General features: G+C 49.9%; 25 protein-coding genes and 1 pseudogene. 17 read left to right on the forward strand and 9 right to left on the reverse strand.

Annotated features, from left to right (window positions below):
- Positions 1–75: 75 nt before the first annotated feature.
- A pseudogene (locus CHU32_RS02045) lies at positions 76–879 on the reverse strand (BLUF domain-containing protein); the annotation flags it as partial.
- 343 nt (positions 880–1,222) lie between these two features.
- Between CHU32_RS02045 and ycgZ the strand changes: the two are divergent.
- From ycgZ to CHU32_RS02065, 4 genes are all read left to right on the forward strand, one after another.
- Complete coding sequence (gene ycgZ, locus CHU32_RS02050; RefSeq protein ID WP_103678570.1) at positions 1,223–1,462, forward strand: regulatory protein YcgZ; 240 nt, start codon at positions 1,223–1,225, stop codon at positions 1,460–1,462.
- 170 nt (positions 1,463–1,632) lie between these two features.
- Positions 1,633–1,926 (forward strand): hypothetical protein, encoded by a 294-nt coding sequence (locus CHU32_RS02055; protein WP_103678571.1) that lies wholly within the window; start codon positions 1,633–1,635, stop codon positions 1,924–1,926.
- A gap of 38 nt (positions 1,927–1,964) precedes the next feature.
- Complete coding sequence (locus CHU32_RS02060; protein ID WP_103678613.1) at positions 1,965–2,231, forward strand: biofilm development regulator YmgB/AriR family protein; 267 nt, start codon at positions 1,965–1,967, stop codon at positions 2,229–2,231.
- Between the two features lie 190 nt (positions 2,232–2,421).
- Entirely contained in the window at positions 2,422–3,087 is a 666-nt protein-coding gene (locus CHU32_RS02065) for an HAD family hydrolase (protein WP_176691714.1), read from the forward strand.
- A gap of 36 nt (positions 3,088–3,123) precedes the next feature.
- Here CHU32_RS02065 and CHU32_RS02070 read toward each other — a convergent pair whose 3' ends face one another.
- The 7 genes from CHU32_RS02070 to CHU32_RS02100 all read right to left on the reverse strand — a co-directional run bounded on the left by CHU32_RS02070 (position 3,124) and on the right by CHU32_RS02100 (position 9,005).
- Positions 3,124–4,362 carry a VWA domain-containing protein gene (locus CHU32_RS02070; protein WP_103678573.1) on the reverse strand — a complete coding sequence of 413 codons (1,239 nt, stop codon included), beginning with the start codon at positions 4,360–4,362 and terminating at the stop codon, positions 3,124–3,126.
- Positions 4,363–4,483: 121 nt separating this feature from the next.
- Complete coding sequence (locus tag CHU32_RS02075) at positions 4,484–5,059, reverse strand: TerD family protein (protein WP_103678574.1); 576 nt, start codon at positions 5,057–5,059, stop codon at positions 4,484–4,486.
- A 58-nt stretch (positions 5,060–5,117) separates the two neighbouring features.
- The gene (gene terD, locus CHU32_RS02080) at positions 5,118–5,696 is read right to left on the reverse strand and encodes a tellurium resistance membrane protein TerD (RefSeq protein ID WP_103678575.1); all 579 of its coding nucleotides are present in this window, start codon (positions 5,694–5,696) and stop codon (positions 5,118–5,120) included.
- Positions 5,697–5,735: 39 nt separating this feature from the next.
- Positions 5,736–6,764: a TerC/Alx family metal homeostasis membrane protein gene (locus CHU32_RS02085; protein ID WP_103678576.1), complete on the reverse strand. Its 1,029-nt coding sequence runs from the start codon at positions 6,762–6,764 to the stop codon at positions 5,736–5,738.
- Between the two features lie 21 nt (positions 6,765–6,785).
- Entirely contained in the window at positions 6,786–7,241 is a 456-nt protein-coding gene (locus CHU32_RS02090) for a tellurite resistance TerB family protein (protein WP_103678577.1), read from the reverse strand.
- Positions 7,242–7,254: 13 nt separating this feature from the next.
- Positions 7,255–8,421 carry a TerD family protein gene (locus tag CHU32_RS02095; RefSeq protein WP_103678578.1) on the reverse strand — a complete coding sequence of 389 codons (1,167 nt, stop codon included), beginning with the start codon at positions 8,419–8,421 and terminating at the stop codon, positions 7,255–7,257.
- Positions 8,421–9,005 (reverse strand): TerD family protein, encoded by a 585-nt coding sequence (locus CHU32_RS02100; RefSeq protein ID WP_103678579.1) that lies wholly within the window; start codon positions 9,003–9,005, stop codon positions 8,421–8,423. Before CHU32_RS02100 ends, CHU32_RS02095 begins: the two co-directional genes overlap by 1 nt.
- A gap of 316 nt (positions 9,006–9,321) precedes the next feature.
- On the opposite strand from CHU32_RS02100, the gene CHU32_RS02105 reads away from it, so the two are divergent.
- The 12 genes from CHU32_RS02105 to CHU32_RS02160 all read left to right on the forward strand — a co-directional run bounded on the left by CHU32_RS02105 (position 9,322) and on the right by CHU32_RS02160 (position 21,118).
- Positions 9,322–10,377, forward strand: coding sequence for an ATP-grasp domain-containing protein (locus tag CHU32_RS02105; RefSeq protein ID WP_103678614.1), 1,056 nt, complete (start codon positions 9,322–9,324; stop codon positions 10,375–10,377).
- 62 nt (positions 10,378–10,439) lie between these two features.
- Entirely contained in the window at positions 10,440–11,579 is a 1,140-nt protein-coding gene (locus tag CHU32_RS02110) for a phosphoribosyltransferase domain-containing protein (protein ID WP_425444877.1), read from the forward strand.
- On the forward strand, positions 11,572–12,354 hold the full coding sequence (locus CHU32_RS02115; protein ID WP_103678581.1) for an HAD family hydrolase: 783 nt from the start codon (positions 11,572–11,574) through the stop codon (positions 12,352–12,354). Before CHU32_RS02110 ends, CHU32_RS02115 begins: the two co-directional genes overlap by 8 nt.
- Complete coding sequence (locus tag CHU32_RS02120) at positions 12,341–13,420, forward strand: cysteine protease StiP family protein (RefSeq protein ID WP_245880168.1); 1,080 nt, start codon at positions 12,341–12,343, stop codon at positions 13,418–13,420. The genes CHU32_RS02115 and CHU32_RS02120 overlap by 14 nt, the downstream gene beginning before the upstream one ends.
- Positions 13,420–14,382 (forward strand): HpcH/HpaI aldolase/citrate lyase family protein, encoded by a 963-nt coding sequence (locus tag CHU32_RS02125; protein WP_103678583.1) that lies wholly within the window; start codon positions 13,420–13,422, stop codon positions 14,380–14,382. Before CHU32_RS02120 ends, CHU32_RS02125 begins: the two co-directional genes overlap by 1 nt.
- Positions 14,383–14,390: 8 nt before the next feature.
- Entirely contained in the window at positions 14,391–14,858 is a 468-nt protein-coding gene (locus CHU32_RS02130; protein WP_103678584.1) for a tellurium resistance protein TerW, read from the forward strand.
- Between the two features lie 165 nt (positions 14,859–15,023).
- A complete protein-coding gene (locus CHU32_RS02135) occupies positions 15,024–15,659 on the forward strand; it encodes a vWA domain-containing protein (protein ID WP_103678585.1) in 636 nt (211 codons plus the stop codon).
- A 21-nt stretch (positions 15,660–15,680) separates the two neighbouring features.
- Positions 15,681–16,322: a TerD family protein gene (locus CHU32_RS02140; protein ID WP_103678586.1), complete on the forward strand. Its 642-nt coding sequence runs from the start codon at positions 15,681–15,683 to the stop codon at positions 16,320–16,322.
- Between the two features lies 1 nt (position 16,323).
- A complete protein-coding gene (locus CHU32_RS02145; RefSeq protein ID WP_103678587.1) occupies positions 16,324–16,962 on the forward strand; it encodes a vWA domain-containing protein in 639 nt (212 codons plus the stop codon).
- A 21-nt stretch (positions 16,963–16,983) separates the two neighbouring features.
- Positions 16,984–18,021, forward strand: a complete 1,038-nt coding sequence (locus CHU32_RS02150) for a TerY-C metal binding domain-containing protein (RefSeq protein ID WP_103678588.1) — start codon at positions 16,984–16,986, stop codon at positions 18,019–18,021.
- The gene (locus CHU32_RS02155) at positions 18,021–19,598 is read left to right on the forward strand and encodes a PP2C family serine/threonine-protein phosphatase (protein ID WP_103678589.1); all 1,578 of its coding nucleotides are present in this window, start codon (positions 18,021–18,023) and stop codon (positions 19,596–19,598) included. Before CHU32_RS02150 ends, CHU32_RS02155 begins: the two co-directional genes overlap by 1 nt.
- Before the next feature lie 20 nt (positions 19,599–19,618).
- Complete coding sequence (locus CHU32_RS02160) at positions 19,619–21,118, forward strand: helix-hairpin-helix domain-containing protein (protein WP_103678590.1); 1,500 nt, start codon at positions 19,619–19,621, stop codon at positions 21,116–21,118.
- 38 nt (positions 21,119–21,156) lie between these two features.
- On the opposite strand, the gene CHU32_RS02165 is transcribed toward CHU32_RS02160, so the two are convergent.
- Positions 21,157–22,344 carry a zinc-dependent alcohol dehydrogenase gene (locus CHU32_RS02165; protein WP_103678591.1) on the reverse strand — a complete coding sequence of 396 codons (1,188 nt, stop codon included), beginning with the start codon at positions 22,342–22,344 and terminating at the stop codon, positions 21,157–21,159.
- A 174-nt stretch (positions 22,345–22,518) separates the two neighbouring features.
- Here CHU32_RS02165 and CHU32_RS02170 point away from each other — a divergent pair, with 174 nt between their 5' ends.
- Positions 22,519–23,265: an OBAP family protein gene (locus CHU32_RS02170; protein WP_103678592.1), complete on the forward strand. Its 747-nt coding sequence runs from the start codon at positions 22,519–22,521 to the stop codon at positions 23,263–23,265.
- Positions 23,266–23,350 lie beyond the last annotated feature (85 nt).

Genomic DNA, 23,350 nt, shown 5'->3' on the forward strand with positions numbered 1-23,350 from the left:
CGCTTACCGCTCATGGGCACCTCTCTTTAAGTCATCTTAAATGACTCCGGGGTGTCTGTTAAACCCGTGGCGATTCACCAGGCCATTCGCTTCAATTTCAGATAATAGAAAGTTCACCGCACCAGGGACTTTTACCAGCGTCATTGGCTGAAGATTGACCGTTAGCGTCTGTTCACCGAGATTCAATGCCGCCGCCATTGCGAAGGCAACTTTTTTACTCTGGATATCGGCACGATAGACCTCATCTGCGCTGAAAGACGCAAAATAGGCCTGCGGTCCCTCACCCTGCACGGTCCGAAGCAATGCCTCAAGAGAAACCACTTCCTGAGCCAGTGGATCAATCGTCGGCTGAAACGCGAAGCTGCAATCTGCGGTTGAAGTAAGACTTAAATCCTGCAGTTGCACCACATTTCCGTCGCTGACAAAATCCCAGGAATCATCGGCTGGAATTTCAAAGTAATTTTCCTTTTCTCTTGCCTCCACAAAGGTACGAAAGAACTGTAGCGCACGGTCATCGTAAATAAGCTGGTATTTGGATGTGCCCTTATCAAGCACAACCTGTAGCACTTCATCTCTGTCATGCTCACGTAAATCAAAAATTTCCATCCCTGACTTACCAAAACGCCTTGAAGGTGAGTAATCCCGCAGAAGTTCTACGACGTTATAGTGGCGTTCGTCCTCACAAATATGGCGGTAGATAGTAGTGACGCTCTCTTGCGGACCTTCAAGTAACTGAAAAAAGTGGGTGCCATTAAAAAGCAGAATGCCAGTTACCCCAGCCTGACTGTTCTTGTCGTTTGCGGCAGTAACCATTTCCTCAAGCGCTTTATACGGAACGTTATCGCAAAAATGGCTGCGGTAAATGATAGTTGTGAGCATGAAGGTTCCATAGACCAGATGAATGAAGAGTCACACTAGCAGATAGCCGCTTACTGATCTTGTATTACTTACACTTTTTCATCACGTTCCTTGCTCAAAACAGTCAGTTTTTTGCCGGTTTGTACACATTAAGGAAAAAATTGCATCAAATGCAGAGTGAGATTGTACAGGGCACATTAATTTTTTTCTAAAAAACACACACTCAAGCGATTGATAAATGAGAATAAAAAAATAGATGTAAAAATAATTTTAACGAACTGTACAATTCACTATGTACAAGTTTCCTGAATTTGTATAACTTTAGCCGTACTTGAGGTGACAATTTATTTTACAGGAGTGACATATGCAGCAGAATGGTTACATTCCAGATACCGCTAATGCCATTGCCCGTTATTTCAATAAAGCAGCCCTGCCAACTCAGCAGGAAACGCTCGGTGAAATTGTACGGGAGATTCTTATGGACGGACGTAGTCTGAACCGCAAAGCCATCTGTACCAAATTACTTAAGCGGCTTGAAACGGCTTCTGGTCCGGAAGAAGAAAATCACTATCACACCCTGATTGGTCTGCTATTTGACCGCTAGAGATATCAGACCTGAATTACAGATGCCCTATTTTAGTAAGTCATTTCGGGCGGAGGAAATGTTGCATGCTACAAAAAGGACCGGCAATTCCCAGCGGACCTCTTCCAGCAGAGAACTGACTTTCGGCCCTGCTTCCAGGTCAGGATGCAGCGGCAATTAGAGATGCAGTTATGAAAAGAAGTGAAATTGAACAACTGACAGACGAGCTTATTGGCGAAGCAGTATTATCACTGTTAGCCGATAACAGTCCGATTAATACTCAGACGCTCATCAATAGACTACGGTCCATTGAGTCAAGCGAATCCAATCATCAGCGACGCGATATCCTTTCAGGCATTATCGCGGAGATTAGTGGTACTGCAGAGCGTAAACATACCATTCGTGAATCGTCACAATGGAATGAAGATAATGTTCATCAACTGTTCGGCAGCCGTCGGCAGTCGGGTAAAAGCAAAAACCACTGACAGTTATCATTATATGGAGTAAATACATGAGCCAGGTGATGTTTCAGCAACCAGAGCAATATGAAAATCTGCCTAACATGGCGCTGACTCACTATTTTCGTACGGCCGGTGACCGGCTGGTTGAAGAATCAGCCATGCTTGGTGCCGCTATCAGAAGCATCATGGCGTCGAACGGTGAGTTATCTAATAAGGCTATTATTCAAACGCTTATCTCTTTTCTCGACACCAATGATGACGTGGTCACAGGTGATATCATTCGCAAGACATTAGAAATTATTGTTGATCACACGATGGATGATATCTGATCCGCGTGTTTAAAACTCTGGCTACCGGATAGCGGGCGTGAAATCATCACGCTCCGGGCAACCTTCTCTTCTCACCATTTAAACCATGATTAACCCCTGATAATTTGAGATGATATGTGTATCATCGCTAAGGTGAGCGTTACTGCGCCATCTTTAAGAAATGTCACTATCATTGAGAGTCACCGTTTTTATGGAAACCACCCACGCCAATGTTCTGTCCGTCTTCGATTTTGACGGAACGCTTACGCGTCATGATAGCTTCATCCCTTTTCTGCGTTATGCTTTTGGCAATCGTTTTTTCATTCGCAACATTGCCAAAATGACCTTGCCTGCGCTGCGCTGTATGCGCCGTAAGTTAACCAGAGATGAGTTAAAGGAAGTGTTAATCACAACCTTTTTAACCGACATTGAGGAGAAATGGCTGCGTGCAAAGGCAGAAACTTTTTGTCAGTTGTACTGGGACAAATTAATGCGTTCCAGTGGGTTGCTGGCAGTAGCTTCCGAGCGGGTGTCCGGCGCAGAAGTGACGTTATGCTCAGCGTCACCCGAACTGGTTCTGCAGCCCTTTGCGGATAAACTGGGGGTAAAACTTATTGGTACCCAGCTTGAAGTAAAAGACGGAAAACTAACCGGCCGGATCAGCGGTCATAACTGCCGATGCATCCAAAAAATTAACCGTCTTGAAAGCGTATATGGCTCGCTTGCGCAATACCATCTGCGAGCCTGGGGCGATACCCGGGGAGACTATGAGCTCCTCACCGCAGCGCGAGACGCTCATTGGCGTCATTTCCATCCTGCCTGGAAACGTCGCAAGTCCCCACTGGAAATGCTTAAAGCAAACCATCAGAACTACTAATTTATTACCGCATCGCCCCATACCGGGGCGATGCCACTAGAAAAGATGCATTGCTTTTGCTTTATCGTACCAGTCTCTGAACTCTTCCAGTAATAAATCGTAGAGCTTCTCATCTTTCATTTTCGCGAAGTCGTCTATGGCAAAAAAATTGCTGTTATCCACTCGCCTTTCAGTGAAAGTATCCAGTTTTTCAAGGATTCCGTAACTTGAACCGCCGAGGCCAACAAATTTCCAGAAGATAGGTCCTTCAGCTGAGCGTCGGATCGCTTCTTTGATTTCACGCGTCTTACTGATACCGCCATCCGTAATAAAGACGACGAATACCGGTAACGTGCTCCCCTGATAAAAATCCACAATTTCATTCATCACCGGCGGCTCATTATTGAGGCCGCCGAGTCCCGGCAATATTTCCAGCATTGTACTGCGGGAAGCATTCTGGATTCGGGAGATGTAGCCCTCAAGGTTATCCAGCGTCACATCAGGATATTTTTTGTGTCGCTGGGCGAATCCCCATAAATCCATTGCGCCATCATCATCGAACTGAACCGATAGCACGGCTATTCTGTCCAGCACCGCCTGCACGTTACCTTTCTTAAACTGTCGGCTCATTGAACCTGATGCATCCAGAACAAATGCAACCCGGGCCTGAATCGATTCCAGCTTAAACTTCGTCAGGCTGACAGTGGCATTTTTAGCAAGGCTAACCAGACGCGGTGCTTTTTCCTGCAGTTTTTTCTCGAGACTGATTTTAACCGGCGCAACTTCAGCAGCGGGCGCAGCAACGTCCACGCCGTAATGCTTCGCCAGGGGCTCCAGCCCACCGTTGAAACCCTGTCCAATGGCTTTTAACTTCCACTGCCCCTGATAGCGATAAATTTCAGCAATTATTAGCGCTTTTTCCTGACGACCGCTGACGTCGACATCAAATCGAGCCAGTTGATCGGCGGCAACGGAAAGTCGCGCCAGATTGCCCAGCGCGTCATTGCCATCGATTACAACGGTTAATGCAATCTTGTGGATGTGTGGCGGTATATCTTTTAACCGCGCCTGAAGCGTAGCGCGCTGCGGTGTGAGAGTCAGGCGCACCGCACCTTCTACCGACTGTAAATTATTAAAAAAGATAAAGTCAGCGTCCTGAGTCACCCTGCCGTTTGCATCCAGAAGAAAGGCGGAAGGATCAATGTCACTGCGAAAAGTGGTGTGTCCCTGAAAATCGAGCGTTAATATTACCTCGGAGGAAGTGAGCACAATATTTTGTCCTGCCTGAAGTTGCATAGCGGTTCCCTTCATAAATTGCTGGCAAAAAACAGCACCCTTGCGCTTACGGCAATAAGGCGTTCTTTTTTACCCACCATAAAATAGCCCGGTAATAAATACCGGGCTTTAAACTGCACTTTTAGATATTTACACCGTGCTGAGAAGCCAGCGCTCCCAGGCCACCGGCAAAGCCCTGACCTACGGCTTTGAATTTCCATTCAGTACCATGACGGTAAAGCTCACCAAAGATCATCGCCGTTTCAGTCGATGCATCTTCAGACAGATCGAAGCGGGCAATTTCAGTGCCATTGTCGTTATTGTAAACGCGCATGAAGCTGTTGCTGACCATGCCGAAGTTTTGTTTGCGGCTATCAGCTTCATAAATGGTCACGGAAAAAACCAGTTTTTTCACGTTGGCATCAACTTTGGTCAGATCGATTTTAATCTGCTCATCATCACCTTCGCCAGCGCCGGTACGGTTATCGCCCTGATGCTCAACGGCACCACACGGACTCAATTTGTTGTTGAAGAAAATAAAGTGACCATCAGACAGCACCTTGCCATCCTCGCCAACCATAAAGACTGACGCATCCAGGTCAAAATCCTGGCCATCCGTTACGCGAGCATCCCATCCCAAACCGACCATGGCAACGTTCATGGTTGGTGCTTCTTTAGTAAGGGATACGTTACCGCCTTTTACGAGAGAAACTGCCATTTTTAGCTCCTGCTGTTAATGAGGGAGCTGCGTTTGCAGCTCCGGTAGATAGGGGAAATTACGAGGCGTTAATGCCATATTGAGCACAAACGGATGCCAGACCGCCGGCATAACCCTGGCCTACGGCGCGGAATTTCCACTCCGCGTTGTGGCGATAGAGTTCACCAAACAGCATGGCGGTTTCAGTGGAAGCGTCTTCCGTCAGATCGTAACGAGCAACTTCAGTCTGGTTGTCATTATTTACCAGACGAATAAACGCGCCGGAAACCTGACCAAAACTTTGACGGCGGGCCTGGGCGTCATGAATAGTGACCACAAAGATGATTTTATCGACATCGGCAGGCACAGTATCCAGTTTGACGATCAGGGATTCATCATCGCCATCACCCTCACCGGTGCGGTTATCGCCGGTATGGGTAACGGAGCCGTCTGCAGACTTCAGGTTGTTATAGAAAATGAAGTCAGCGTCACCACGCACTTTGCCGTTTTGTCCGAGCAGGAATGCTGACGCATCAAGGTCAAAATCCTGACCATCGGTAGAGCGTGCATCCCAGCCAAGACCAATCAGGACATTTTTCATTGCTGGTGCAGCTTTACTCAAAGATACGTTGCCGCCTTTAGAAAGAGAAACGCTCATAAAAAATCCTCACTGGTTACGTTTTAAAGATAAAATAATTTACTCTGCATCCGCTTTTCCCGGGAACAAGACGCTGGCGATGATCCCGATAGCCAGTACCACCAGAACGACAATCAGGCTGGTTGTGGCGGAAAGACTATAGCCATGATGCCAGATATGGTCGGTGGCATTAAGACCCAGCTTGGCTGCGATAAAGAACAGCAGGACGATCACCGCTTTTTCAAGATGCGTCAGGTACTGCTTCAGCGCCTCAAGAACAAAGTAAAGCGTACGCAGACCGAGAATCGCAAACATCATCGCACTGTACACAATCAATGGTTCGCGGCTGACCGCAATAATGGCTGGCACAGAGTCAAAGGCAAACATAACGTCCGACAGTTCAACGACGGCTACACAAAGCATCAGCGGCGTGGCGTAAAGCGCGGCCTTTTTAACACGCCCCACAGTGACATCTTTGTTTTCCGGCTTTGCCAGCTCAACATCGACTTCTTTCTGCGTAAGCAAAAATGCGTGTCCGGCAAGTTTTGGCCACAGCGGGAAAAAGCGTCTGACCATGCGATAAGCCAGATGTTGAGAGTAATCTTCAACCTCATCATCATCATCACCGCTTTTAAGCATCATGACCGCAGTCCATGCCACGACAATGGCAAAAACCAGCTCGACGTAAGGCCCCAGGGAAAGTAACCCCGTACCGATAGCAACAAAGATCCCCCTGAAGACAATGGCACCAATAATTCCCCAGTACAGCACGCGGTGACGATAGCGATCCGGTACAGCAAACCAGGAGAAGATAGCCATCATGACAAATAAATTGTCGACAGAGAGCACTTTTTCAAGCGCATAACCGGTCACAAACAGGCTTGCCACTTCCGCACCATGATGCACGTACAGGAAACCAGCAAAAGCCATCGCCACAATGACCCAGAATACAGACCATAACGCCGCGCTTTTCAACGAAATCGGTTTGTCATGGCGGTGCATGAAGAGGTCAATAAAGATGGCACCGACTGCCAATGCAATAAATACAGTGACTGTTTCAGCCGGAAATCCAATATGTGTAGAAACCATGTTTTACCCTTTGCAGAAAAATCAGAGGCCAAATTCGGCAGGCTCAAAGCCTAACGCAATGGCAATTTCACGAACGGCTTTCTGCTCATCAGGATCAAAATTGCCATCGCTTTTGCCCACGGCAATGCCTACACGAATCGCCAACTGGGCGGCTTCAGGCTGATCTTTCAAAGCCAGAATGTATTTCATTGTTTCGCCTTTACCGATTTCCATATCAAAGTCAAAACTTGAAATAAGTTTATTAAAGAACTCAATAACTTCAGCAGTATCAAAAACTTTCAGTTCATCAGACGCTTTCAGAAAACCGATCATTTTCTGTTTTTCTTCCGCACTCACCCCATCGCTGGCTACGGCGATACGAGCGCAGACCGCCACGGTACCCTGCATAAATTTTTTATTTTTAAAACGACTGACCTGCTTTGTCAGCTCTTCACGACTGGTATTAAATGCACCTTTAACTTTATTGAAAAAACTCATCACTCTGTCCTCGTTATTTTGAACCAGTAGACCAGCGAAAGCCCCAGCCGAACGCACGGTCCATCTCCTGTTGTCCTTTGAAGAACTGATTAATACGTTCGATTTTAATCGCGCCGTTTTCATTGATCAGACGCGCGATAGCACACAGCGTTCGTTTGTTGTCACCTTCAGTAAGGCGCGTTTCAATCGGTGGCTGTTCGGGAACGTGGAGGGTGACAATCCCGTCCGTTTTATCCCAACTGGCTGCGCCCTGATAAATAAAGGTATAGATCAGTACTTCACTAATGTTTTTCCATTCCCGACCATTAATATGAATCCATTCTCCATCGCTAACATCTCCGGTGCGATCGTCGCCCTGAAGCTGGACATAGGGTTCAGAATGATAAGAGCCGAAAGCATTGCCCAATGCCTGAACCACCGTTTTATGCCCGTCCTGAAGCTTGATAAACGCGCCGAGATCGAGATCAACACCTTTATCGCCACCAAACATTCCCAGCAGTCCGGATGATTTACTACCACGGTGCCAGTTCAGGTTAATGCGGATTTCACCAAAATTGTCTCGCTTGGCAAGACTGATCGCTGGTTTCTCTTTAGTTAATGAGACCTTGCTCAGGCTGATTTTATTAGCCGGAGGGACGGGAGCGGGCGCCGGGGGCGTTGTCGGTGCTGGTGCTGGTGCTGGCGAATCGGCAATATCCACGCCGAAATGTTCCGCCAGAGGTTTTAGACCGCCATTAAAGCCTTGAGAAATAAAGCGGAATTTCCATTCACCATTTCGACGATAAAGCTCGCCCAAAATCAACGCCGCTTCCGTTCGGCCATTAAGATCAACGGTACCGCTGGCAACCGATGCACCGGCATGTTCGACCTGAATAGCAAGGCTCCCTAACCCTGAAACCTTCTGCGTGCCTTCACAGGTCGCAGTAAAAGCCACCTTTTGCACATCGGCTTTCAGCCGCGTGAGATTGACGGTAAAGGTGGTGGTATTACCTTCATTGATCAAACTTATCGTGCCATCGTCATTAGCTGGTTGGCCGTAAAAAACCATATCGGGGTCGCCCTTTACCTTGCCTTCGGCGTACAGTCGAAAAGCGGAGGTATCGACAGCCGAACCGGAAAGGATTCGTACACGCAACTCGCCGTCAGGAACGGAAGTATTGCCTCCTGGGCTCAGATTCATTAGCGTACCACCGTAGCCACAACTTCTGGCAGCATGTCATCGATAGTCCGCCCGCGACAGGCATTGCCCAACGCAGTGAAGTCCCAGCTGCCGCCATTACGGCGCAAAGAAGCAATAACGATACCCGTGTGGCTACCCTGCTCAGAAAGCTCGTAGCGTGCCAGCTCTTTATTTGACTGATCGACTACGCGGCAAAAGGCATTCTGCACTTCATTGAACGTCTGCCCACGGAAACTGTTCACGGTAAAAGCCAGATATTCAGTTTGCGAAGGCAACTGAGAAAGGTTGACGTTAATGACTTCATCATCACCGTCGCCCTCCCCCGTTAAATTATCACCGCTATGGATTACAGAGCCGCAGCGGGATTTAAGCTGACGAAACCAGATGGTATCAATTTTATTACCGCTGGCATCCAGCAGAATACAGCTTGCATCCAGATCGATATCGTCAGAACCGCCCAGAAGACCGCCGAAAAATCCTTTTTTCTTAGTGATAGGGTCCCAGCCAAGGCCAAACTTAAGCTGGCTGAGTGAAGAAGATTCTTTACTAAGCGACACCGTCTGATTCTTACTTAAAGAGACCATATATTTTCCTTAACAAGGGTTAACTGAAACGAGACATCTGCAGTGAAAATCAATCCGTAAGAAAATCATATCATGATGTAGTTCACTCACAAGACAATTTTCAAAAAAACTTTTCCATTCCAAAATAACCTATTGATAATATTGTTTTTATATTTTTCACCCCCCATTTTTTGGGAGGTAATCATATAAATAACCCCATTAATTAGGCAGGTGAATACCTTAAAATTTAAAATCATAATATGATTGACAATATAGCCTGTCATCAATAAACTGCTGCGATCCCCCTATTTAAGTAATGACCCGTAAAGAGCAAAAAATGAAAAATAAAATGTGGTTTATGGAAGGGCTTTCTTCTCAACGGGATATCATTCAAAGTGTAAATGATTTTTCCCAGGCGTGTGGTAAACCCATCACAATCTATGCTTCGCATCGCAATGAAAGGAATGAAATTTTATCGCTGGCCCATTTTTCTTTATCAGAGCCGAAAGATGATGATCGGCGGCTGGCATTTATTGAAGCTATAGTAAAAGAACACGGAATTAATGTTATTCATACTGGTCGCCATTGTCGTTGGTTCGAGCTTCATCGCCCCGCCATTGAAGCAACCGGTGTGACACTGACCACCGGTGCTTCAGACGTCGACGGTATCGATATTGCTGACGACAAAGTGACCTTTGCTCAGTTAATGGAGAAAAACGGGCTACCGGTTGTTCCCTCAGTTCGCGTGACCGCATTGAGTGAACTTAAAACACAGCTTGCACATTCTCCTTTCACTACATCACAGCTCTGTGTCAAACCGGTGAAAGGAATTTATGGCATGGGATTCTGGCGCTTTGACAATGAAGCCTCACCGATGACCATGATTAATTATCCTGAGCGTCGGTTGGTCACGACCTGGCAATATCTTGCCGCCTGCGAGTCTGCCGGATCTTTTGAACCATTGGTGCTGATGCCTTATTTACCAGGGCCGGAATACTCCGTCGATATGCTGGTCAATAAAGGCAAGGTCCTGGCGGCTGTGGGACGACGTAAAGAAGGCGCGCTTCAATATCTTGAAAAAAGCGGTGAAGCCTGGGAACTGGCGTGCGCCTGCGCGGCAACCATGAAAGCGGACGGACTTGTCAACGTACAAACACGCAATGATGAGTGTGGTAAGCCCGTTCTCCTTGAAATCAATATGCGACCTTCCGGCGGGATCGGTTATACCCGACTCAGTGGCGTTAACCTGGCGGGGCTGTATGCGGGCTTCACGTTGGGTTATCTCAACGAGCATGACGTTCAGTCAGCGGCAAATACGGACTTTGCGCCTGCGGTAGTCCGTGCCATGACCGGGGCTATCGCTTATGACCCTGTGCTGACCAATGCACTGTAATCCCTACGCATGGAACAGGCCAGTATGATTATTCACCATCACGTTCAGGACGTATCACTATGATGAACACCCTCGACGACAATGTTTATCGTCGCACTCTGACCAGTGGAACCATCAGCGTCACTCGTCATAAAGGCGCAGCGACGCTTGAGTCATTATTTGATATCGCCGAGCGCCGCAATCCGAAACGCGCATTTTTATTCGTCAGCAAAGTACTTGGCCGGCACATTCCGGTATCACCGGCCACCATGCGGTCGGTGTTTCGTCAGCTCAGCGCATCATTTCCCGAAAATCTTCCTGGCCCTGTGCTGTTTATTGGGATGGCTGAGACAGCCGTCGGATTGGGCGCGGGTGTTTTTGATGAACTGAGAACCCAGGTAAACGATGCCGTTTATCTGACCTCGACACGCCATCCCGTTGATGGTGAACTCCTGTGCGAATTTAAAGAAGCGCACAGTCATGCCACCGATCATTTGCTCTATCTGCCTTGCGACCCTGAAATGCGCCGCCGCGTTCAGCACGCTCAGACAGTGGTGCTCATTGATGATGAGGCCACCACGGGCAATACATTCATTAACCTTTTAGCGGCATTACGCAACGAAGGTGGCCTGACCTCTTTGCGTCAGGTTGTGACTGTAACCCTGACCGACTGGAGTCACAACGCGCTGACCACAGGTTGTCCGCTTCCCGTACAAGCACTGTCGCTGGTTAGCGGACAATGGTCATGGGACCCCCTTCCCAATGCGCCGGTGCCGGTAATGCCGAATGTCAACGTTACCGCAACCGGCCATTTTTCCCCGTCAGATAAGCAGACCTGGGGGAGGCTTGGCATGATGAAGCCCGCCGCCGATCTGGCTCCTGACATCACCGTACAGCCAGGCGAGAATATTCTTGTACTGGGTACCGGCGAGTTTGTCTGGGAACCGTTTTTACTTGCCGAACGGCTGGAAGGATTAGGCGCAAAAGTAAAATATAGCTCGACCACGCGTTCGCCGATTGCCACCGGCTTTGCTATCCAGTCCGCGATTTCCTTTACTGACAACTATGGCCTGGGTATTCCCAACTTTGTCTATAACGTCGCGCATCAGTCATTTGATCGCATTCTCCTGTGCGCTGAAACACCGGCTGAGAGCATTGATCCGCTGCTGCTTACCAGTCTGAAGAATGTCGCTGGTCGTGTAGAGATTATTACCTATGAATAAACCCATTTTTCTTACCGACCTTGATGACACCCTGTTTCAGACCCGGCGCAAAATGATTAATGAGCTGGATCTGAAACCATTTCGCACCGGTGCACTCGACCGCAGCCTGCAACCCCGCAGTTTTATGACCGAGGAGCAGGCCCTGCTGGTGGACTGGCTACTGGAGCATGCGGAGTTAATTCCGGTCACCGCCAGAGGCACAGAAGAGATTAGTCGGGTACAGATCCCGTTTCACTCCTGGGCTATCACCACGCATGGTGCGGTCATCCTGAATGCAGATCGTCAGCCCGATGAAGAGTGGAAAGCCCATATGCTGAGCTGCTTAAAGCCCTATGGTGAAAAACTCACCTCAATGCAGCGGCAAATTACCGAGCTGATGGAGGCACGAGGAATTAACGCCTGGGCGCGCCTTAATTATGAGTACGGTGATGTACCGGTATATCTGGTGATGAAGCATCGTGACAGTACGCGTCTGGATGAACTTAATGCGATGGGTGACGAAATCGAGACGCTGTTCTCAACCAATGGCTTTTATATTCATCGCAACAGTAACAACATTGCCTGGCTACCCGAGCCGGTGGAAAAAGGTCTGGCAGTCAACTGGCTGTTGCAAAAACTGCGTGCTGAACGCGGCGTTTTTCCGGTCATCGGTCTTGGTGACAGTCTGAGCGACCATCGTTTTATGAAGCTCTGTACCTGGTTTGGCGTTCCGCAGCAAAGTCAGTTCGCCGAGGCGATTGCGCACTCACTGTTTGGAGAAAATGAACATGCATGAAGTCATTCCTTTCTCTGGCTCTTATCTGCCCGAAGATGTCCATTTTCTCCTGCAGCCGATGCAAATGGAAATGACGCCGGTTGAGTTAAAAGAAGAGTATATTCAGTCCGGTAAAAAACATTATTCAGAGATGCTCAGCCAGGAGCCAGAACCTTCGGCATGGCATCTTGACCTGTTCCGCCGTTCACTCGATCGCGGTGCCCTGCGTCTGGCCACCGAAGTTCAGCAGCTTGCCAGCGCACTGGCTGCTCAGTTTGGCGATACACCGATAGTGCTGGCGAGCCTGGTCCGCGCTGGCATACCGCTGGGGGTCATGCTCCAGCAGGCGCTGCGTGATATGGGCAAAACCTCCTTTCATTATGGTATTAGTATTATTCGCGATCGTGGCATTGATACCGCAGCGCTTGACTGGATTGAAGCCCGCCACGGTACGCAGGGCATCGTTTTTGTCGATGGCTGGACGGGAAAAGGTGCCATTACTGGTCAGTTGGTGGCATCGCTGAAAGACCGCCCCGGCTATCCAGTCCTTCCTCGCCTGGTTGTTCTGGCCGATCCCTGTGGCCGGGCCTGGCTGTCAGCCAGCGATGATGACTGGCTAATCCCCTTTGGGATTATGGGCGCACCGGTATCAGGACTCATCTCTCGGTCCATCTGGACACAGGACGGTTTTCATGGCTGCGTAGTGTGTAACCATCTTGCTGCCTATGAATGCAGCCGCACGCTGGTGGATACCGTGGCCGACCAGCGTCGACGTCTTCATAATGTTCCCGCACTGTCACCGACGAGTTCAAACAAAACGCTGCTGCGTGAAAAAAGTGACTGGGTGGTCAGTTCGCTGGCCGCCAGTTACGAGGTAGACAGTATTAATCGAATTAAACCCGGCATCGCTGAAGCGACGCGAGCGGTGCTACGCCGGGTACCCGATCACGTTTTTGTTCGTGCCATTGACGATCCTGATGTGGCTTTACTTGTCGCTCTGGCGCGGGATAAAGGCATTGCGATCGCTGAAGTTGGCGACGACATCGGGCAATATCGCGCCGTCACCATCATTAAAAAGGTGCTTTGATGATGAAACGCCTCTCCCCCTGGAATCTTGGGGCAACCCTCTACATGCCCGCCACACGTACGGATATAGCAGATGCAATCCTGACGTCAAAAGTGGAAGGCCTACGTTCGCTGGTGATTTGTCTGGAAGACGCTGTCAGCGAGGAGGATATCCCCGAGGCCCTCAACAATTTACAGATCCTGCTTGAAACGCTGGCTAAAGCGAAAGCCGCCAGTGGCAGTGCGCACTGGCCTTTGGTCTTTATTCGCCCGCGTGACGTTAGTATGGGCGCGCGGCTGGTAAAAACGATGAACTTAAGCCCAATTGATGGGTTGGTTCTGCCGAAATTTACGCTGGCGTCGTTATCGGCGTGGTGGAATTTCATTGAGCATACTCATTTGTGCATGATGCCCACCCTTGAAACCGAAGAGGTTTATGACGTAGAGCAAATGCGCCAGTTAGCAATATTGATGTTCGGGCATCCTTGCCATGAGCGCATCATTGCGCTGCGGATTGGTGGTAACGACTTAATGAATGTGATTTCCCTGCGACGCCCACGCCACCTTACCCTGTATGACGGTCCAATGGGCTACGTTATCAAAATGCTGGTGTCAGTATTTGCGACTCGCGGTTTTGCCCTCACCGCCCCCGTCTGCGAGCATATTGACGACCATGACATTATGGACAAAGAACTGGCGCTCGATATGGCGCATGGGCTGGTAGGAAAAACGGCTATCCACCCAAACCAGATCACCAAAATCGAGGCGGCGTTGCGCGTATCTGACAACGATTACGCAGACGCCTTGCGCATTCTCAACTCCTCGCAGGCCGTATTCAAATCACTGGGTGCGATGTGCGAACCGGCAACCCACCGCCGATGGGCCTCGGCCATTCTGGAACGCGCCCAGGTCTATGGCATTATTAGCGATCGCGGTAACGGTGGAATCGTTCGCGTTCCCTTATCGCAGCAGAACCAGGGGTAATGTAGAAAATGCTATTAAGTTCCCGCCAAGAAAGAGTGTTCAGGCTGGCAACTATCCTTGGTTCGGGGAAGCCTGTTTCCGCAAGTCATATTCTTGAGCTTCTGGACTGCTCCGAACCTACCCTCACCCGGGCACTTAAAGAACTTCGCGAATCCTATTCGGCGGATATTAAATACAGTAAGGCCGTGCATGCCTACCAGATGATCCATTTTGGTACGCTGGATAAAAAAGCACTGCGTCGGATGACCGAATCGTTGACCGCTAATGCAGAGCTTAAAAAAGGCGATGCCACCCGCTGGGTCGATCTGGATAAAGACAAAAAAACGGCAGTTTCGCTTTCCCTGCGCATGAGCGTTCTGCGTAAAATTGATCGCTATGCTTTTGCCAATGACAAAACCCGTAGTGAAGTTGTTGAGCTGCTGACGGAAAAAGCATTTGAACTCCTGCAAAGTGAGCGCGTCAATACCAGGAAATAGCGATCGTTTTCCCCTGCCCGTAGCGCATGCTACGGGTTACACTCAGTTTTCATTTTTAATATCCAGAAAAATACTCGCGCATAACGCCTTAAAAGCATACTGTATTTTGGTCATTAGCCTGGCTATCGGCCTGTGATTCAAAATCAATAATATCAGGAGCTACACATGCGAAGACTTCCTGTTTATCTGCTTCTCGACACCTCCGGGTCTATGCACGGTGAACCGATCGAAGCGGTCAAGAATGGGGTTCAGACCCTGCTCACTACCCTCAAGCAAGATCCGTACGCCCTTGAAACGGCCTGGGTGTCTGTTATTACCTTTGATTCTTCTGCACGTCAGGCTGTGCCATTAACCGACTTACTGAGTTTTAAACTTCCCGATTTGGTGGCCAATGGCACAACCGCGCTGGGTGAGGCGCTGTCCCTGACCGCCGATTGTATTTCTCGCGAAGTGCAAAAAACCACGGCTGATACCAAAGGTGACTGGCGTCCACTGGTTTTTATCATGACGGATGGTTCACCGACCGATGACTGGCGCAAAGGTGCCAGCGAATTTAAAGCCGCCAGAACGGGTGTGGTGGTTGCGTGCGCGGCCGGACACTCTGCAGAAACCACCGTATTACAGCAAATCACTGAGATCGTAGTGCAACTGGACACGGCGGATTCAACCACTATTAAAGCCTTCTTTAAGTGGGTTTCCGCCAGCATTTCTGTCGGCAGTCAGAAAGTTGAATCTAAAAAAGAAGTCATTGGGCTGGATGATTTACCTCCCCCGCCGCCTGAAGTTAACGTCGTTTTGTAACAACATAAATAAGGAGATGTTATGTCAGTAAGTTTACGCAAGGGGCAAGGCGTTAGCCTGCGCAAAAACGAATACGATCTCTCTTCTGTCACCATCGGTCTGGGGTGGGATATCAACGAAGAGAAGAAAGGCTTTTTAGGCAGTATGTTTGGTAAAAAAGAAGAAGAGTACGATCTCGATGTTATCGCTTTCTTGTGTAATGCCCAGGGAAAGGTCGCTGATTTAGGCGATCACGAGAACGGCAAGCCGACGCTGGTTAATGGCGACATCATATTCTTTAATAGCCTGCGGCATAAATCAGGCAATATCTGGCTCACCGGCGATAACCGTACTGGTGCTGGCGATGGTGACGATGAGCAAATTATCGTTAAGCTCAATGCCCTCGAACCGCGTTATGAAAAAATTGTCTTTATTGTTCAAATTTATAACGGCGAACGTCTGAATCAACATTTTGGCAAAGTAAAGAATGCCTTTATTCGGGCAGTAGACGCACGCAATATTGAAATGGCACGCTTCGATCTCTCTGGCGGCGCGACATTTAATCATCAGTGCTCCATGCTTTTTGCTGAGCTGGTGAGAGAACCGGACGGCTGGAAACTCAATGCCATCGGTGAACCGTCTGCCTCCGATACATTTGTGACGCATTTAAAGAGCTATATCTGATATGAGAAGACTTCCGGTTTATCTGCTGATTGATACTTCAGGGTCGATGCGCGGCGAATCTATCCATGCGGTTAACGTTGGCGTCCAGGCAATGCTCAGCGCCCTGCGCCAGGACCCATACGCGCTGGAGAGCGTCCATATTTCAATTATCACCTTTGACAATGAAGCACGCGAGCATACGCCATTATCCGCACTGGAAAATTTCCAGTTTACTGACATTGTCGTTCCCAGCGCTGGCGGTACGTTTACCGGCGCGGCGCTGGAATGCCTGGTTAGCTGTGTCGATCGCGATGTGCGACGTTCTGATGGCGATCAAAAAGGTGACTGGCGGCCACTGGTCTTTTTAATGACCGACGGCACCCCGTCCGATAGCTGGGCTTATGGCGAGGCAATTAAAGAGGTCAAGAAACGCGCGTTTGGGTCAATTATCGCCTGTGCCGTTGGGCCTAAAGCACGTCACGAACACCTGAAACAGCTTACCGATACGGTTGTGGCGCTTGAAACGCTGGACTCCACCGCCTTTGCGGGTTTCTTCAAGTGGGTATCAGCAAGCGTTGCCTCGGGGAGCAGCAGCGCAGGCATCAACGCCAGCCCGGATACACTCCCACCGCCGCCGCCCGAAATTCAGTTGGTACTGTAATCGGCCTTTTGAGGTGAACTCGTGAGAAGACTGCCGGTATTTTTTGTCCTGGACTGCTCAGAGTCCATGATTGGCGACAATCTGAAAAAAATGAATGACGGTCTGCAAATGATCGTCAACGACCTGAGAAAAGATCCGCACGCCCTTGAAACAGCCTGGATTTCGGTGATTGCTTTTGCTGGTATCGCCAGAACTATCGTGCCGTTACATGAAGTCTTATCGTTCTACCCGCCGCGCCTGCCCGTAGGCAGCGGCACCAATCTCGGATCGGCATTGCGTGAGCTGACCACGCAAATTGACAGCCAGGTGCGAAAAACAACCGTTGAACGTAAAGGTGACTGGAAACCGGTGGTTTATCTGCTCACCGACGGGCGACCGACCGATGACGCCAGCGCGGAAATTAAACGCTGGAAAGAGAATTACGCCCGCAAGGTGAATCTGATCGGTATTGGACTTGGTCCCGCCGCCGATCTTAATACCCTGCGCCAGCTTACGGAGAATGTTTTCCATTTTAACGAAGCGCAGGAAGGCGATTTTACGCGCTTTATCAAATGGATCACCGCCTCGGTCACCGCCCACAGCCGTAGCGTGGGTGAAGAAGCCCCGCCGCCACCTGCCCAAACGGAATACCTGGTCAAGCTGGCGAAAGATGACGTTGCGCGCGCCTGCGATGAAACCTGCGTCACCCTTGCCGGTCGGTGTAGTAAATCACGCCGCCCGTACCTCATCAAATATGAGCGCCCGCCGGTAAACCTTTCTGGCCTAAATTTTAATTTAAATATCAACGGTTTTAACCTTGCTGGCTGCTATCCCATTGATGAAGACTATTTTGAATGGAGCGATCAGACGGCCTCGTCAATGCAGGTAAATACCAGCGAATTACACGGCGTGCCCGGCTGTCCCCACTGCGGCAACGCCAGCGCATTTGCGCTGTGTAGTTGCGGTAGATTGCTGTGCATCAATGGCCCGGACGACATTGTCTGCCCGTGGTGCGACAAGACCTTAACGTTCAGAAACTGTGATGATAACGATTTTGACGTCAACAGAGGGAAAGGATGATGGACGAGACGATTTCCCTGCAACAAAAGATCATCGCGCTGATCATCGCGGAAAAGGGGCTTACATTGACCCCGGAAGAACAGCAATCCCTGAGCGATGATTCCGAACTTCAGACTCAACTCAGCGCCATTATTGAAAAAATCAGCCCCTGCCGTGAACAGGATGACGCTGAAGTTTGTGCTCCCGATGTTGAAACTGAAGCTTTTGCCGACGACAGTGGCGGTGATGATGTTCCTCCTCCCGCACAAGATGCGGTCGCACCGTTAAGTCCCGCGCCATGGCAAAAAATGCCTTATCATGAACTGGATGAATCGCCCTCACCGCAAGATGCTTCCGGCAAACCGGCTGAAGTATTGAAACCAGGCCAGGTTCCCGCCAGTCCTTCATCTCCCGATGCCCGGCCCCTCAAGGCTCCAACCGCGCGAATCGTTCTGGCAAATGCCAGGGCCGGAACCGCTTTTCATTGCGAGGTGGAAATTTCTCTCGATAACGGTGAACCAGCAGAAATTCAGGATGTGATTTTCCCTTCCCCTATTGGGATAACGTTCGATAAAACCGACGCAACGCTTTCAGGCACCCCGACCGCCAGTGGCGACGTTGATATCACGGTCAAGTGGTCCTGTCCGTCTCACCCTGAGGGCGCATCAACGGTGACGTTTATCGTTAATCCTGATCCACGCACGCTGTGGAAAGATATCGATCCGCCAACCGAAGATCGTTACTACAAAAAGAATCTCGACCATCAGCTTCTTCAGCACGCTGGCGTGACCATTGCCGCCGCCAGTCGCCGGGGGCGTTCCCACGCCCATGTCGGTTCGTTTCGCGATGATGATTTTTACATTAATGTCAGCGAGGACAGCGGCTGGAGCGTGATGCTGGTGGCCGATGGCGCAGGTAGCGCCAGCAACTCACGTCAGGGGTCGCGAATCGCGACACAAACGGCTGGCAACTTTTTGTTTGATCAGTTGAAAGCCGAAAACGGCCTGGCACTGAAAACGCAAATCCTCCAGTGGAATAGCGACGATCAGCGGCAAATCTGGGACTATTTTTATCGCCAGTTCAGCCTTGCCTGTGCTCTGGCAGTCAATAATATTAACCATGAAGCTAAAATTGCCGGTGAAAAAAGCAAATCCTACTCGACGACGCTCCTGGCGCTGGTCTCATTTCGTGAAGGCGATGAACTGTTTGCAGCCGCGTTCTGGCTGGGCGACGGGGCGATTGCGGCGTATGGCCCACAAGGAAGAGTTCGCGTGCTCGGTATGCCTGACAGCGGCGAGTATGCCGGGCAGACGCGCTTTCTGGATGCCGGGACAATCCAGGACGCGGAATTTAGCAAACGTATCATTATCGGTCGCTGGAAAGACATTTCGCACCTGGTATTAATGACGGATGGCGTATCCGATCCCTGCTTTGAAACGGATAACGGCCTGCAAAACCCGCAAAAATGGGATGCGCTGCTTTCAGACCTGACGCCTCATCTCGATGATGCAGAGCGCGCGGCTGAAAACCTGCTTGAATGGCTGAACTTCTTTTCGCCGGGTAATCACGACGATCGTACTATCGTGGTGTCGTGGTGATCCGGAGCTGGTGAGAGACTATGGCTAATATCGTAACCTGTACGACCCGGGACGGTAATACCGTCCAGTATGTAGATGAAATCATCGGCTCCGGCTCAATGAAAGATGTGTATTTTTCTCCGGATAAAAGCTACGTCGTGGCGTTTTATAAGAAGCCTCAGAATGAACAGGCACGAGAGCGGATTGCAATGATCACCGGCCGCTACCGGCCTAATATCTTTGAGCAGGCGGGCGGCGAATACTGGAAGGATTTGTTTTGCTGGCCAACCAGTGTGGTGGAGCACGACGGTAAAATCGGCATCGTGGTACCGACTTATCAGAGCCACTTTTTTTTCAAATACGGTTCCAAAAATAATGATTTTCTCGGCATTCGCGGACGCGAAAAAGAAGGTAAATGGTTTGCCAGTGCCAATAATCAGAATAAATTCCTCGACCCACGCGAGAAAGGTAATACGCTCACCTACCTTAAGGTCTGTCTGTTATTAAGTCGCGCAGTCAGGCGTATGCACGCGGCCGGGCTTTGCCACAGCGACTTAAGCTACAAAAACGTCCTGATTGACCCGGAACAAGGCCATGCCTGTATTATTGATGTCGATGGTCTGGTCGTGCCAGGCAAATTCCCACCCGATGTGGTGGGAACACCCGATTTCATCGCCCCGGAAGTGGTTGAAACCAGCCATCTGGAAAAAGACGATCCGCGCCGGGTGCTGCCAAGTATTTTAACGGACCGGCATGCATTATCGGTTTTAATTTACATGTACTTATTTTATCGCCATCCGCTACGTGGGGGTAAAATCCACGATCTGGACGATGAAATGCGCGATGAATCCCTCTCGATGGGTGAAAAAGCGCTATTCATTGAACACCCTGCCGATCGCAGCAACGCGGTTAAACTCAGCCAGGTCTCGCCCTCCTCGCTTCCGTGGGCCGATCCGCAGAAAATCCCCTATACCATCATGGGGCCTTATCTGACCCCGCTGTTCGATCGGGCGTTTATTGACGGTCTGCACGAGCCGCAGCGCCGCCCGACCGCCGATGAATGGGAGACTGCGCTGGTTAAAACAGTGGATTTGATCCAGCCGTGTCAAAATCCGGACTGCGAACAAAAATGGTATGTGTTTTCAGGTAAAACCAGACCGGTTTGCCCCTATTGCGGTACACCCTATAAAGGCAAACTCCCGATACTGAATTTATACTCATCGCGCAAGGCGGGCAGCTTCCGACCGGACGATCATCGGTTAATGGTATGGAGCGGCCAGTCGCTGTTTGCCTGGCACGTAAACCGTCTTATTGCGCCGAATGAACGCACAACCGATGCCCAGAAAAAGCGCGTTGGCTACTTCGTTTTTCACAACGATCGCTGGTGGCTGGTAAACGAAGCTATTCCGGGCCTGATGGCATTACCTGAGAAAAAGATCATTGCTATTGGCGATAAACTGCCGCTGGACGACGGTACACAGTTTGTACTTTCTGGCGAGGAAGGCGGAAGGCTGGTGGTGGTCCAGTTGGTATCTAATTAATCATCTCTGCCGGGTGACACTGTCACCCGGCCCTCGGGTTATTCTGCCGCAGCTGTCATTCCTGGAATAAGGATCACCTTCCTGCAGTCTTGCTGCCGTTTCTCGAAGATCTCATAGCCTTTCGCCGCCTCTTCAAGCGGCATACGGTGAGTGATAATTTCTTCAGGACGCAGTAGCCCTTCTTCGATAAGTTTCAACAACTCCGGCAAGTAAGCATGAACATGCGTTTGCCCCATCTTGAACGTTAAACCTTTATCAAACGCGTCGCCAAACAGGAAACCATGAATAAAGCCGGCATAAACGCCGGGCACGCTGACAATCCCGCCACGGCGCACGGCGGCGATACACTGCCTTAAGGCTTTGCCGCTGCTGCCTTCAATTTTAAGATTGCTGAGCACGGTTTCCGTCAGGCTTCCTTTCGCCTCAAAACCCACCGCGTCAATAACGGCATCGACACCGCGATGATTATTCGTATTTTCAATAATCCATGCTGCCGGGTCGTCATTCTTATCAAAATTGACCGGAATAACGCCATAACACTGGCGGGCAAAATCCAGACGATAATCATGATGGTCGATCATGAATATTTTTTCCGCACCCAGATAGCGGGCGCAGGCAGCGGATAATAATCCCACCGGACCGGCACCAAATATCGCCACGGAGGAGCCTTTTTTAATCTCAGCATTTTTAACCGCCTGCCAGGCCGTTGGCAAAATATCGGTTAAAAAGAGAACCTTATCATCTGACAATACGCGCGGGACTTTAAACGGACCGGTATTGGCTTTCGGCACGCGGACATACTCAGCCTGACCACCGGGAACGCCGCCATAGAGTTTGCTGTAGCCAAATAACGCTGCGGGTGGGGTGATAGTTTTACGGTTTAAGGCTGCGCCTTTACCACTGTTAGTGGTTTCGCAGGCGGAATATTGCTCCAGTTGGCAGAAAAAACAGTCGCCGCAGGCAATAACAAAAGGAATGACGACGCGATCGCCACGGCTGACGGCCGTGACATCCTTTCCCGTCTCAACAACTTCACCCATAAACTCATGGCCAAATATGTCGCCGTGCCCGGTTCCAGGAATTTTACCCCTGTAGAGATGTAAGTCAGAACCGCAGATTGCCGTTGCGGTTACCCGCAGAATAATATCGTCACTGGCTTCAATTATCGGGTCCGGGTGCGTATCAACGCTAACCTTATGCGGCCCATGATAAGTTAGTGCTTTCATATAATTCTCCGGATAATGGCCCGCCGGGGCGAGAAGTTTTAAATTTAGTTGTCGGCAGGCAAAGTTCAAGCTATCAGGCTAATTAACAGTTCGACTAAGAGTATTCCGACAAAGCGACTATCATTAATGTGAAATACACGAATTAAAACGACACACAAACAGGGTCATTACCTAATGAAAATATCTCGCTGGCTAATTTATGCGTCGCTACTGGTTACCGGCTGTGGAGCAGCCAATTCCCCCTCCCCGGTAAAAGCTACCGGCGAAGCCACGTCCACAAAAATGAACGTTCTTGCCACGGGGGCGACGGTCATCCAGTCCCGGCCACCCATAGATGCTATCAGTACCTATTTGGATGGTTTTCATTTTTATAACGGCGAACAAAAAGGACAAATGGAGGCTCATCATTACGTTACGGTACTGAATGAGGATGTTATGCAAGCGGTTATATACGATGGTAATACGCGCGATGCCAAACTGATGGGAATTGAATACATTATTAGCGAGCGCTTGTTCAGGACGTTACCCGCTGAGGAAAAACCCTACTGGCACAGCCATCGCTATGAAGTAAAATCCGGCAGCCTTGTCGCACCCGGCCTACCCGAATCCGCAGAAAAGCCGCTGATGAGCAAGATTGTCAACACCTACGGTAAAACCTGGCATACCTGGCACACCGATCGCGATAAAACGCTGCCGCTCGGCATTCCCGCGCTGATGATGGGCTTTACGGACGATGGGCAGTTAGATCCCCGGCTACTGGCGGACCGGGATAGTCGCTTTAACATTAATTCGCAGGCGATTCGCCAGTCACGGCAGGATATCCCGGCACATCCGGTGGCTGACGGGGCTGATGCCTGGGAGAAAGGCACGGTCGTCCAGCTCAAACGTACAGAATCAAAGGGTAATGCGTTGCACCAGTAGCGCGCCCGGCATTCAGATTCATCCGCTTACCGATGAAATATCCATCTCTTTTACCCAGAGTTTCTATACTGAGTCGAGGAGGTTT

The organism is Superficieibacter electus, assembly GCF_002915575.1.
Taxonomy (GTDB): domain Bacteria; phylum Pseudomonadota; class Gammaproteobacteria; order Enterobacterales; family Enterobacteriaceae; genus Superficieibacter; species Superficieibacter electus.